Below are 13133 nucleotides of genomic sequence, written 5' to 3'. Positions count from 1 at the left end.
TTTTTATATAATTAGCACTTTAATTAAAGTTTAAAGTTTAGAGAAGTAATCCGAGGTAGGCTAGAACGTTGCATGGTAACGTATATGCCAAAATCAATTTTTAAATTGCAATTAAATCAATAGTAAAAACTATGATGAATAATAGAAATAATAATAAAGATAAGAATCCTGTAAAAAGGTTCAATAAAATTTCGATAGGATTAGCTTCTCCAGAATCTATCTTGAAAGAATCAAGAGGTGAAGTTTTGAAGCCAGAAACTATCAACTACCGTACGCACAAGCCAGAGCGTGACGGTCTTTTCTGTGAACGTATTTTCGGACCAGTAAAAGATTTTGAATGTGCTTGTGGTAAGTACAAAAGAATTCGCTACAAAGGGATCATTTGTGACCGTTGCGGTGTTGAAGTTACTGAGAAAAAAGTACGTAGAGACAGAGTAGGTCACATCAACCTTGTTGTGCCTATCGCTCATATCTGGTATTTCCGTTCTCTTCCTAATAAAATTGGATACATCCTTGGTCTTCCTTCTAAGAAATTAGATATGATCATTTACTACGAAAGATACGTAGTAATCCAAGCAGGTATTGCAAAAAATGGTGAAGGTGAATCAGTACAAAGATTAGATTTCTTAACTGAAGAAGAATATTTAAATATTTTAGATACGCTTCCAGCAGATAACCAATATCTTGATGATTTCGATCCTAATAAATTTGTTGCCAAAATGGGAGCAGAGTGTATTATGGATCTATTAGCAAGAATTGATCTTGATGAATTGTCTTACCAATTGAGACATAATGCTAACAACGAAACGTCTAAACAACGTAAAACGGAAGCGTTAAAAAGATTACAAGTAGTTGAATCTTTCCGTGAGTCTAACCTGAACCGTGAAAATCGTCCTGAGTGGATGATCATGAAAGTAGTTCCTGTTATTCCACCAGAATTGCGTCCACTGGTTCCACTTGACGGAGGTCGTTTTGCAACTTCAGATTTAAATGACTTATACCGTCGTGTAATTATACGTAACAACCGTTTGAAAAGATTAATGGAGATCAAAGCTCCAGAAGTTATCTTAAGAAACGAAAAACGTATGTTGAAAGAATCTGTAGATTCCTTATTTGATAATACACGTAAAGCTTCTGCTGTTAAAACAGAATCAAACAGACCATTAAAATCATTATCTGATTCCCTAAAAGGTAAGCAAGGACGTTTCCGTCAAAACTTACTTGGAAAACGTGTGGATTATTCTGCTCGTTCGGTAATTGTTGTTGGACCTGAATTGAAATTGTTCGAATGTGGTATCCCTAAAGATATGGCAGCCGAACTATACAAGCCTTTTGTAATCCGTAAATTGATTGAAAGAGGAATTGTAAAAACGGTTAAATCAGCTAAGAAAATAATAGACAAGAAAGAGCCTGTAGTTTGGGATATCCTTGAAAATGTAATTAAAGGACACCCGATTTTACTGAATCGTGCTCCTACTTTGCACAGACTTGGTATACAAGCATTCCAACCAAAATTAATTGAAGGAAAAGCAATCCAATTGCACCCTTTAGTTTGTACTGCATTTAATGCGGATTTTGATGGGGATCAAATGGCAGTTCACTTACCATTAGGACCAGAAGCAATTCTTGAAGCACAATTATTAATGTTGGCTTCTCATAACATTCTGAATCCTGCAAATGGTGCGCCAATTACGGTACCTTCTCAAGATATGGTTTTGGGTCTATATTATATGACCAAAGAAAGATTGTCTACTCCAGAAAAGAAAATTTTAGGTCAAGATTTGACTTTCTATTCTGCAGAAGAAGTAAATATCGCCTTAAACGAAGGAAGATTAGAATTGAATGCTAGAGTGAGAATTAGAGCAAAAGATTTTAATGACGCTGGAGAATTGGTATACAAAATTATTCAAACTACTGCTGGTCGTGTTATCTTTAATGAGGTAGTACCAGAAGCAGCTGGATATATCAATGATGTATTGACTAAGAAAAATCTTAGAGATATTATCGGTCACGTATTAAATTCAACTAGCGTACCGGAAACGGCTGCCTTCTTGGATAATATGAAAGATATGGGATACAAATTTGCCTTCAAAGGTGGATTGTCATTCTCATTAGGAGATATTAGAATTCCAGATCAAAAACCACAATTAATCGCAGATGCTAGAGAGCAAGTTGAAGGTATTTCTGTGAATTATAACATGGGTCTTATTACAAATAACGAACGTTACAACCAAGTTATTGATGTATGGACTTCTGCCAATGCTCAATTGACAGAATTAGCAATGAAAAACATTAGAGAAGACCAACAAGGTTTCAACTCGGTGTATATGATGCTTGATTCTGGAGCAAGGGGTTCCAAAGAACAAATTCGTCAGTTAACTGGTATGCGTGGATTGATGGCTAAGCCTAAAAAATCGACTGCTGGTGGTGGTGAAATTATTGAAAATCCAATTCTTTCTAACTTTAAAGAAGGTCTATCGATCCTTGAGTACTTTATCTCTACTCACGGTGCTCGTAAAGGTCTTGCGGATACTGCCTTGAAAACGGCGGATGCAGGATATTTAACAAGAAGACTACATGATGTTTCTCAAGATGTTATTGTTAACATCGAAGACTGTGGAACATTAAGAGGTGTTGAAGTATCAGCATTGAAAAAGAATGAAGAAATTGTTGAATCATTAGGAGAAAGAATCTTAGGACGTGTTGCATTACAAGACGTAATAAATCCTTTAACTAATGAAGTGCTAATTCAATCTGGTGAGCAAATCACAGAGGCTATTATGAAATTAATTGACGCTGCTCCAATCGAGAAAGTGGAAGTTCGTTCTCCTCTAGTTTGTGAAGCGTTGAAAGGAATTTGTGCTAAATGTTACGGTCGTAACTTAGCGACTGGTAAAATGACACAAAGAGGTGAAGCAGTAGGAGTTATTGCAGCACAATCTATTGGTGAGCCAGGAACACAGTTAACATTACGTACTTTCCACGTTGGAGGGGTTGCGGGTGGTATTTCTGAGGAATCAAGTATCATAACAAAATTCAAGGGTAAACTTGAAATTGAAGATTTAAAAACGGTTAAAGGAGAAGATAGCGAAGGAAATGCAGTTGATATCGTTGTTTCTCGTTCTACTGAATTAAAATTAGTAGATGAGAAAACTGGAATTCTTCTAAACACACATAATATTCCTTACGGATCAAGTATTTTTGTGAAAGATGGTCAATCAGTTGATAAAGGTGAAGTAATATGTAAATGGGATCCATATAATGGAGTTATTGTTTCAGAATTCACTGGTAAAATTGCTTACGAAGATTTAGAGCAAGGTCAATCGTTCATGGTTGAAATTGATGAGCAAACTGGTTTCCAAGAGAAAGTAATTTCTGAGTCAAGAGCTAAAAAATTAATTCCTACTTTATTAGTTTATGGTAAAGATGGTGAATTGATTCGTTCTTACAACTTACCTGTTGGAGCCCACTTGATGGTTGAAAACGGTGAGAAAATTAAAGCAGGTAAAGTATTGGTTAAAATTCCACGTCGTTCTTCTAAATCAGGAGATATTACTGGAGGTTTACCTAGAATTACTGAATTGCTTGAAGCTCGTAATCCTTCTAACCCGGCTGTAGTTTCAGAAATCGATGGTGTTGTTTCTTTTGGAAAAATTAAAAGAGGTAACCGTGAGGTTGTTATTGAATCTAAATTTGGTGATGTTAGAAAATACCTAGTTAAACTTTCAAGTCAAATTCTTGTTCAAGAGAATGACTTCGTTAGAGCAGGTGTACCTTTATCTGAAGGAGCAATTACTCCAGAAGATATCTTGAGAATTAAAGGACCAGCTGCTGTTCAACAGTACTTGGTAAATGAAATTCAAGAAGTATACCGTCTACAAGGGGTGAAAATTAACGACAAGCACTTTGAGGTAGTAATACGTCAAATGATGCGTAAAGTTAGAGTTCAAGACCCAGGAGATACTTTATTCTTAGAAGATCAATTAATCCATACTAAAGATTTTATCTATCAAAATGATAAATTATACGGTATGAAAGTGATTGAGGATGCGGGAGATTCAGCTAACTTGAAAGAAGGACAAATCGTTTCTCCACGTGAATTGCGTGATGAAAACTCATTATTGAAACGTAACGATAAAAATGTTGTTGTAGCTCGTGATGTAATCACTGCAACTGGTACTCCTGTTTTACAAGGTATCACAAGAGCATCGCTACAAACTAAATCGTTTATCTCTGCGGCTTCTTTCCAAGAGACTACTAAAGTATTAAACGAAGCTGCAGTTGCAGGTAAGATTGATTATTTAGAAGGATTGAAAGAAAATGTAATTGTAGGTCATAGAATTCCTGCAGGAACAGGTATGAGAGAATACGATCATACAATTGTAGGTTCGAAAGAAGATTACAATGATATGATGGCAAATAAAGAGGAATATATTTATTAAAACTAAGATATGAGTAATTCTAACCAACAGCAGGAGCAGATTAATATTGAATTGGATGAAAAAACAGCGGAAGGAATTTATTCTAACCTAGCTATTATCAATCATTCTTCTTCAGAATTTGTTCTTGATTTTGTAAGTATCATGCCTGGTATTCCTAAGGCCAAAGTAAAATCAAGAATTGTCTTGACGCCGCAACATGCCAAAAGATTACTGAAGGCAATGGGAGATAATATTCACCGTTTTGAACAAGCCCATGGCGAAATCAAAGACACTGAACAACCTCCGATTCCTCTAAATTTTGGTCCGGCGGGACAAGCATAGTTTTATAGAAAAAGGCTCCAGAAATGGAGCCTTTTTTTTGTGCTATATCGGAATGATTTTTAATCTTTTATTAAGTTGAATAGGTAATGCTTTTTAGAAATTGGTTCTTGTAGCAGCATCGTTGTTGTCATACACCAACGTATTTCTGTAGGTAAACGAGTATTATTGTAGTTTGTCGGAAATATTTTATAGAAGGAAATTGATACAGTAGGTTTGTAGGAGAAATAGAGGCAAATAGAATCTTTTTCCAAAACAAAGCCCACTATGAGAAACTTTACTATACTTTTCGACTCTAAAAGAGCAAAAACATTTTTCTTCCTGTTTATTTTGGTTTTAGTATCGAATTCTACTGTATTTAGCCAAACATCAACAGTTGATTCAGTTGAAATAAATATAGTTGAGATAGGGAATAGTTCGAAACACGAAAGTGTAAAAAATTCTAATATGGAATTTTTACTTTGGTTTATGGGTTCTAAACAAGATCCTAATACCACAATTTCTGCCGAAGGAATCAATACAAAAAAACAAATCATGACTTCTGGATTAGCACCTAATCGCTTGTTGATAAAAGCTTTTTTAAAGAAAGCTGTTAACTTTGAAAGTGCAGTAGCTTAAGATGAAGTTCAAAATCAAATAGTATAACCACATAAAAAAACGCTAATTTTTTAAATTAGCGTTTTTTTATGTGTTAAAAATTATAGGTTTTTATTCAAATTCTGATGTGAAGAATAATTTTACACTTGGATATTTATTTTCCGTCATTTTGATAGTAAAATCAGAATCAGCTAGGAAAACTAATTGTCCGTACTTATCTTTTGCTAAGAACTTCTGCTTGATGCGTTTGAATTCTTTAAACTCATCATTTTTAGCATCGTCTGGCTTTACCCAGCACGCTTTATGTACGGGGAAATTCTCATAGGTACATTTTGCTCCGTATTCATGTTCTAAACGGTATTGAATTACTTCGTACTGAAGTGCACCAACCGTTCCGATAATTTTTCTGTTATTCATTTCAAGAGTAAACAATTGGGCAACCCCCTCATCCATCAACTGGTCAATTCCTTTGTCAAGCTGTTTAGCTTTCATCGGATCAGCGTTATTGATGTATCTAAAGTGTTCCGGAGAGAAACTCGGAATTCCTTTGAAACTCATAACTTCTCCTTCTGTTAAAGTATCTCCAATTTTAAAATTTCCTGTGTCATGCAGTCCTACAATGTCACCCGGATAGGAGATATCGACAATTTCTTTCTTTTCAGCAAAAAAGGCATTTGGACTTGAGAATTTCAAATTCTTCTTCTGACGAACGTGATAATAAGGTTTATTTCTTTCGAAAGTACCAGATACAATTTTAATAAAAGCGAGTCTGTCTCTGTGTTTAGGATCCATATTCGCGTGGATTTTAAATACAAAACCAGTCATTTTTTCTTCCTTGGGATCCACTAATCTCGTTTCAGAATCTTTAGGTCTTGGTGATGGTGCTATTTGTACAAAACAGTCCAATAGTTCGCGAACTCCAAAATTATTCAATGCAGAACCAAAAAATACAGGTTGCAGTTTTCCGTCTAGATAATCTTGACGATCAAATTTTGGATACACTTCATCAATCAATTCTAATTCTTCTCTTAAAGTATCTGCTGGTTTTTGCCCTATTATTTTTTCTAATTCAGGGCTTTGTACATCTGAAAATGCGATTGTTTCTTCGATGTTTTTACGGTTGTCTCCACTAAACAAGTTAATGTTTTGCTCCCACAAATTGTATATTCCTTTGAAATCGTAACCCATTCCTATAGGAAAACTAAGAGGTGTAACTGTTAATCCCAGTTTTTGCTCTACTTCGTCCATCAGGTCAAAGGCATCTTTTCCTTCACGGTCCATCTTATTGATAAATACAATAATTGGGATATTTCGCAATCTACAAACCGCGACTAATTTTTCTGTTTGTTCCTCGACACCTTTGGCAACGTCAATTACTACTATGACACTGTCAACAGCAGTAAGAGTTCTAAAAGTATCTTCGGCAAAATCCTTGTGTCCCGGAGTGTCAAGAATATTTATTTTTTTCTCTTTGTAATTAAAAGCTAAAACGGAGGTTGAAACAGAAATTCCTCTCTGACGCTCAATTTCCATGAAATCACTCGTGGCTCCCTTTTTAATTTTATTGTTTTTTACAGCACCCGCTTCTTGAATGGCACCACCAAAAAGGAGGAGTTTTTCTGTAAGCGTTGTTTTACCTGCATCGGGATGCGATATAATCCCAAAAGTTCTTCTTCTTTGTATTTCTTTTAAAAAGCTCATGTATAATGTAAATAGGCTGCAAAAGTACTATTTATATATTCGAATAAAAAATAAATACGAATAGGGTTAGGTGGCATTTTCACCATTTTAAGTTAGAAAATATACCGTTTAGTGTTGTCGGAGTTTTCTTTTACGTATTGACGACTGAAATTTTTCGGGAATTGGGGATTTTGATTTAGTTTAAGTATAGCAATTTTGGCTATAATTTTTTGTTAATAGTAGTTTGGAAACTTGTATAATGTAATTGAATTGTTATTTTTGTTCGCTATAACTGTGCGAAAATTTTTGTACGAACATCTATATTTCCTAATTGTTAAAGTGTATATTTGGCGAGTAGTCAAGTAGTCTTTAAAAATGAAATATGAAGCGCTTAAAACTAGCATATTTTAATAAAATATAAAATTGATATAATGCCATTAAAAACAATACAAATGAAGTCCATAAATAGTAGAATTGCACTTATCTTTTTTCTATTACTTTTTTCAAGTACCATTACCAGAGCGCAAGAAATTATTAAAGACTCCGTAGTTGCGCCTGTTAAAAAAATCAACTCCAATCAAAAACAAAAAATCGATGGCATTATCGCCACTGTTGGAGATTATATCATTCTAGATTCAGATATAGATAAGTCTTATTTAGAGCTGTCAAGTCAAGGAAATTCTATAAAGGATATTACTAGATGTCAAATGTTAGGAAAGTTACTGGAGGATAAATTATATGCACACCAGGCAATTCAAGACAGTGTTAAAGTAACGGATGCCGAAGTTAAGGTGATGATGGATGAGCGTGTGAGCTACATGGTAGGGCAAATTGGTTCTATGGAAAAAGTGGTGAGTTATTACAAGAAAAATTCTGAAGAAGAATTTAGAAGCTATTTCTTCGATATTTTAAAAGAGAATAAGCTTTCCTCAGAAATGCAAAAGAAAATCATTGATGAAGTTGAAATTACACCTGAAGAAGTTCGTAATTTTTTTAAATCAATTCCTAAAGATGAATTACCACTTTTTGGTGCAGAAATGGAAGTAGCACAAATTGTAATTACTCCTAAAGTGTCAGATGTCGAGAAACAAAAAGTGATCGATAGATTAAATGGATTCAAAAAGGAAGTAGAAGAAGGATCTAGTTTTGCTACTAAAGCAGTTTTGTATTCAAAAGATCCAGGTTCAAGTTCAAATGGTGGATACTATAAAATGAATAGAAAGACGCCATTCGTGAAGGAATTTAAAGATGTTGCCTTTAGTCTTCAGGAAGGTGAAATATCGGCTCCTTTTGAAACTGATTTTGGATTTCATATTATTTATGTTGAAAAAGTAAAAGGACAAGAGGTAGAATTGCGTCATATATTATTGACACCCTCAGTGTCTGAAGATGCGCTTACTGCAGCTAAGGAAAAAATTATTTTGATTAGAGATAAAATTATTGACAAAAAGATCACTTTCGCTGAAGCTGCCAGAACGGAATCGGATGAAAAAGAAACCAGAGCAAATGGCGGGTCTTTAATTAATCCTAAAACACAGGATACTCGTTTTGAATTAACAAAGATGGATCCTAGTCTTTACAGTCAAGTTTCAAGCTTGAAAGACGATGCTATTTCTCAGCCGGTATTAGATACAGATGAAAACGGAAAGAAGAGTTATAAGTTAATTACGGTTACTAATAGAATCAATGAGCATGTTGCAGATTATGGTACAGATTATATTAAAATTAAAGAATTAGCCTTAAAAGAAAAGCAAATTAAAGCTATTGGAAAATGGTTTGATGAGACGATCAAAGAAACTTATATTAAAATCATTGGAGAGTATAGAGATTGTGAGTTTACAAATAACTGGTTGAAAAAATAAAATTTATATTTTTCTAAAATAAATAAAAAGAGTTAGCTTTATGAAATCATAAAGTTGACTCTTTTTTAATTTAAATCCCTTTTTAAAATGTCTGACGTAGCAGCAATACATAATTTAGTTAAGAAACGAAATGAACTAAAAAGCGAAATAGCTAAAATAATTGTAGGTCAGGATGCAGTGGTCGATCAAGTGCTACTTTGCATTTTTTCAGGAGGTCATGCGCTACTTGTAGGAGTACCGGGATTAGCCAAAACTTTAATGGTAAATACACTTGCTCAAGCTTTAGGACTTAATTTTAAGAGAATTCAGTTTACTCCTGATTTAATGCCTTCAGATATTTTAGGGAGTGAGATATTAGATGAAAACCGTCACTTTAAATTTTTAAAAGGGCCTGTTTTTTCGAATATTATTCTGGCAGACGAAATTAATAGAACGCCGCCAAAAACTCAGGCAGCTTTGTTAGAAGCGATGCAGGAACGGTCAGTTACTATTGCGGGTGAGAATTATAAATTAGACTTACCTTATTTTGTATTAGCAACGCAAAATCCAATTGAACAGGAAGGAACTTATCCTTTGCCCGAAGCTCAATTAGATCGTTTTATGTTCGCTATTAAGTTGGAGTATCCTTCGTTTTCTGAGGAAGTTCAAGTGGTAAAACGAACTACTTCAGATAATAACACTACTATTAGGCCTCTATTTACCGCTCAGGAAATAATCGATTTTCAGCAATTGATTCGACGAATTCCTGTAGCAGATAACGTTATTGAATATGCAGTGACCTTAGTCAGTAAAACGCGTCCGGATAATCCATTGTGTCCGGAGTTTGTCAAAAGTTATTTGGACTGGGGAGCAGGACCGAGAGCGTCTCAGAATTTAATATTAGCAGCCAAAGCGCATGCAGCTTTTAATGGTAAATTTTCGCCAGATATTGAAGATGTAAAAGCCGTTGCGACTGGAATTCTACGTCACAGAATCATTAAAAACTACAAAGCGGACGCCGAGGGAATCACTGAAGAAATGATTATTTCAAAACTTATTTAAACGGTTTTTTGCTTAGTCAATAATGCCAAATATTAGATTTTACTACAACGATTGCTTAAAGAGTCTCCGATACTCGTTTTTTGAAAATCAATAATTAAATGATTAATTATCAATAAATCATTTATATGTTAATTTTTTGTCTTTTTATTAATTATACGCAGTGTGAATTATTATTTTATAATAATAATTTTTCGAAATGCGTCATCCATTAAATTTTTTTTAATTCTCATCTTAAATACTTAATTTTGCGAAACAAAAATAAAAAAGGCTAGATTTTGGCGGTTGATTGTGAAATAATCAAGGAAAGCTACCTTTAACATTGAAAAAACTTCTATTATGAATATTTATAACGATTATCTACAAGAAATCGAAGAACGAAAAGGGCAGGGACTTAACCCAAAGCCGATTGATGGAGCTGATTTACTAAGCGAAATCATTGTACAAATTAAAGATTCAGATAACGCAAATCGCGAAGAATCTCTTAAATTTTTCATTTATAACACTGTTCCAGGAACTACTCCTGCTGCTGCTGTGAAAGCTGCCTTTTTAAAGGAGATTATTCTTGGAGAATCAGAAGTAAAAGAAATTACTCCTGCTTTTGCATTTGAGTTATTATCACACATGAAAGGTGGGCCTTCGATTGAAGTTCTACTAGATTTAGCATTGGGTAATAATGTTGCTATTGCAAAAGAGGCTGCGAAAGTTCTTAAAACTCAATTTTTCCTATATGAAGCAGATACTGCTCGTTTAGAGGTTGCATTCAAAGGCGGTAACGAAATTGCCGAAGAAATTTTAGAGAGCTACGCTAAGGCTGAATTCTTTACAAAACTTCCTGAAGTAGTAGAAGAAATTAAGGTGGTTACCTATATTGCTGGTGAAGGAGATATTTCAACAGATTTACTTTCTCCAGGTAACCAAGCGCACTCAAGATCAGATCGTGAACTTCATGGTAAATGTTTGATTTCTCCTGAAGCGCAGGATGAGATTCAAGCGCTTCAAGCGCAACATCCTGATAAAAGCGTGATGTTGATTGCTGAAAAAGGTACAATGGGTGTTGGTTCTTCAAGAATGTCAGGGGTTAACAACGTGGCGCTATGGACAGGAAAAAAAGCAAGTCCTTATGTTCCATTTATTAATATTGCTCCAATCGTAGCTGGAACAAACGGAATTTCGCCAATTTTCCTTACTACTGTTGATGTTACAGGTGGTATTGGTCTTGATCTTAAAAACTGGGTAAAAGTACTTGATGAAAAAGGAAATCCTGTTCGCAATGAAAGTGGAGATGTTGTTTTAGAAGAAGGGTATTCTGTAGCTACAGGTACTGTTCTTACAATTAACACAAAAACAAAAAAATTATATAATGGGGACAAAGAGCTGATAGATATTTCTAAAGCGTTCACTCCTCAAAAAATGGAATTTATAAAAGCGGGTGGTTCATACGCTATTGTATTTGGTAAAAAACTACAAACTTTTGCATCGAAAACACTAGGTATTGATATCGTTCCAGTATTTGCTCCATCAAAAGAAGTATCTATCGATGGTCAAGGTCTTACAGCAGTTGAAAAAATATTTAATAAAAATGCAGTTGGAACTACTCCAGGTAAAGTTTTACACGCAGGTTCAGATGTACGCGTAGAAGTAAATATCGTAGGTTCACAAGATACAACTGGTTTGATGACCTCTCAGGAATTGGAGTCTATGGCTGCAACTGTGATTTCTCCAATCGTTGATGGTGCGTACCAATCAGGTTGTCATACTGCTTCAGTTTGGGATAATAAGTCGAAGGCTAATATTCCAAGGTTAATGAAGTTCATGAACGACTTCGGTTTGATTACTGCTCGTGACCCTAAAGGGAACTACCATGCAATGACCGATGTAATCCACAAAGTACTTAATGATATTACTGTAGATGAGTGGGCGATCATTATTGGTGGTGACTCTCATACAAGAATGTCTAAAGGTGTTGCTTTTGGTGCTGACTCAGGTACAGTTGCACTTGCGCTGGCTACTGGTGAAGCTTCAATGCCAATTCCAGAATCAGTAAAAGTTACTTTCAAAGGAGACATGAAAACGTACATGGATTTCCGTGATGTGGTTCATGCTACTCAATCTCAGATGTTGAAACAATTTGGAGGAGAGAATGTTTTCCAAGGTAGAATTATCGAGGTTCACTTAGGAACTCTTACCGCTGATCAAGCGTTTACGTTTACTGACTGGACTGCAGAGATGAAAGCGAAAGCTTCGATCTGTATTTCTGAGGATGACACTTTGATCGAATCATTAGAGATTGCCAAAGGTAGAATCCAGATCATGATAGACAAAGGAATGGATAATGCTAAGCAAGTTCTTAAAGGATTAATTGCTATCGCAGATAAGAGAATTGCCGAGATTAAATCAGGTGAAAAACCAGCTTTAACTCCAGATGCAAACGCTAAGTATTATGCTGAAGTTGTTATTGATTTAGATATTGTTGCAGAGCCAATGATTGCAGATCCAGACGTGAATAATGCGGATGTTTCTAAAAGATATACACACGATACTATTAGACCACTTTCTTTTTACGGAGGAGTGAAAAAAGTAGATCTTGGTTTTGTTGGATCTTGTATGGTTCACAAGGGAGATTTAAAAATCCTTTCTCAAATGCTAAAGAATATAGATGAGCAATTTGGTAAAGTAGAATTTAAAGCACCTCTTGTAGTGGCACCACCAACTTATAACATTGTAGACGAACTGAAAGCTGAAGGTGACTGGGAAGTTTTGCAAAAATATTCAGGTTTTGAATTTGACGATAATGCTCCAAAAGGTATTGCACGTACTGGATATGAGAATATTCTGTATTTAGAGCGTCCAGGTTGTAACCTATGTATGGGTAACCAAGAAAAAGCAGCAAAAGGAGATACCGTAATGGCAACTTCGACTCGTCTTTTCCAAGGAAGAGTTGTTGAAGATGCTGAAGGTAAAAAAGGAGAATCGTTACTTTCATCGACACCGGTTGTTGTATTGTCTACAATCTTAGGTAGAACGCCTACTATTGAAGAGTACAAAGCTGCAGTGAAAGGAATTAATTTGACTCAATTTGCACCATCTCATAAGTTGTTAGTTAAATAATACTAAGCATAGTTTATAATATCAAAAAGCCTGAGTCTATAGATTCAGGCTTTTTTTATTTTTATAGCTACTCTATTTTTTGTAC

General features: G+C 34.9%; 7 protein-coding genes. 6 read left to right on the top strand and 1 reads right to left on the bottom strand.

The features are described from left to right. The first annotated feature begins 131 nt into the window (after positions 1–131). The 3 genes from rpoC to FQU23_RS00630 all read left to right on the top strand — a co-directional run bounded on the left by rpoC (position 132) and on the right by FQU23_RS00630 (position 5378). Positions 132–4442: a DNA-directed RNA polymerase subunit beta' gene (rpoC, locus tag FQU23_RS00640; protein ID WP_147672149.1), complete on the top strand. Its 4311-nt coding sequence runs from the start codon at positions 132–134 to the stop codon at positions 4440–4442. A 9-nt stretch (positions 4443–4451) separates the two neighbouring features. Further along, a complete protein-coding gene (locus tag FQU23_RS00635) occupies positions 4452–4763 on the top strand; it encodes a DUF3467 domain-containing protein (RefSeq protein ID WP_147672148.1) in 312 nt (103 codons plus the stop codon). Positions 4764–5027: 264 nt separating this feature from the next. Next, the gene (locus FQU23_RS00630) at positions 5028–5378 is read left to right on the top strand and encodes a hypothetical protein (protein WP_147672147.1); all 351 of its coding nucleotides are present in this window, start codon (positions 5028–5030) and stop codon (positions 5376–5378) included. Positions 5379–5468: 90 nt separating this feature from the next. Here FQU23_RS00630 and FQU23_RS00625 read toward each other — a convergent pair whose 3' ends face one another. Continuing rightward, a complete protein-coding gene (locus FQU23_RS00625; protein WP_132108189.1) occupies positions 5469–7058 on the bottom strand; it encodes a peptide chain release factor 3 in 1590 nt (529 codons plus the stop codon). 410 nt (positions 7059–7468) lie between these two features. On the opposite strand from FQU23_RS00625, the gene FQU23_RS00620 reads away from it, so the two are divergent. The 3 genes from FQU23_RS00620 to FQU23_RS00610 all read left to right on the top strand — a co-directional run bounded on the left by FQU23_RS00620 (position 7469) and on the right by FQU23_RS00610 (position 13048). After that, a complete protein-coding gene (locus FQU23_RS00620) occupies positions 7469–8899 on the top strand; it encodes a peptidylprolyl isomerase (RefSeq protein WP_147672146.1) in 1431 nt (476 codons plus the stop codon). A gap of 87 nt (positions 8900–8986) precedes the next feature. Beyond that, the gene (locus FQU23_RS00615; protein WP_147672145.1) at positions 8987–9940 is read left to right on the top strand and encodes an AAA family ATPase; all 954 of its coding nucleotides are present in this window, start codon (positions 8987–8989) and stop codon (positions 9938–9940) included. A gap of 336 nt (positions 9941–10276) precedes the next feature. Further along, complete coding sequence (locus tag FQU23_RS00610; RefSeq protein WP_147672144.1) at positions 10277–13048, top strand: bifunctional aconitate hydratase 2/2-methylisocitrate dehydratase; 2772 nt, start codon at positions 10277–10279, stop codon at positions 13046–13048. Positions 13049–13133 lie beyond the last annotated feature (85 nt).

The organism is Flavobacterium sp. XN-5 (assembly GCF_008033395.2).
Classification (GTDB): domain Bacteria; phylum Bacteroidota; class Bacteroidia; order Flavobacteriales; family Flavobacteriaceae; genus Flavobacterium; species Flavobacterium hiemivividum.
This window is presented reverse-complemented; position numbering and strand designations above follow the sequence as displayed.

Excerpts from the sequence above, each read along its gene's own strand:
- FQU23_RS00635 (WP_147672148.1), top strand. The coding sequence starts at position 4,452 with ATGAGTAATTCTAACCAACAGCAGGAGCAGATTAATATTGAATTGGAT.
- FQU23_RS00630 (WP_147672147.1), top strand. The coding sequence starts at position 5,028 with ATGAGAAACTTTACTATACTTTTCGACTCTAAAAGAGCAAAAACATTT.
- FQU23_RS00615 (WP_147672145.1), top strand. The coding sequence starts at position 8,987 with ATGTCTGACGTAGCAGCAATACATAATTTAGTTAAGAAACGAAATGAA.
- FQU23_RS00620 (WP_147672146.1), top strand. The coding sequence starts at position 7,469 with ATGCCATTAAAAACAATACAAATGAAGTCCATAAATAGTAGAATTGCA.
- FQU23_RS00610 (WP_147672144.1), top strand. The coding sequence starts at position 10,277 with ATGAATATTTATAACGATTATCTACAAGAAATCGAAGAACGAAAAGGG.
- FQU23_RS00625 (WP_132108189.1), bottom strand. The coding sequence starts at position 7,058 with ATGAGCTTTTTAAAAGAAATACAAAGAAGAAGAACTTTTGGGATTATA.
- rpoC (WP_147672149.1), top strand. The coding sequence starts at position 132 with ATGATGAATAATAGAAATAATAATAAAGATAAGAATCCTGTAAAAAGG.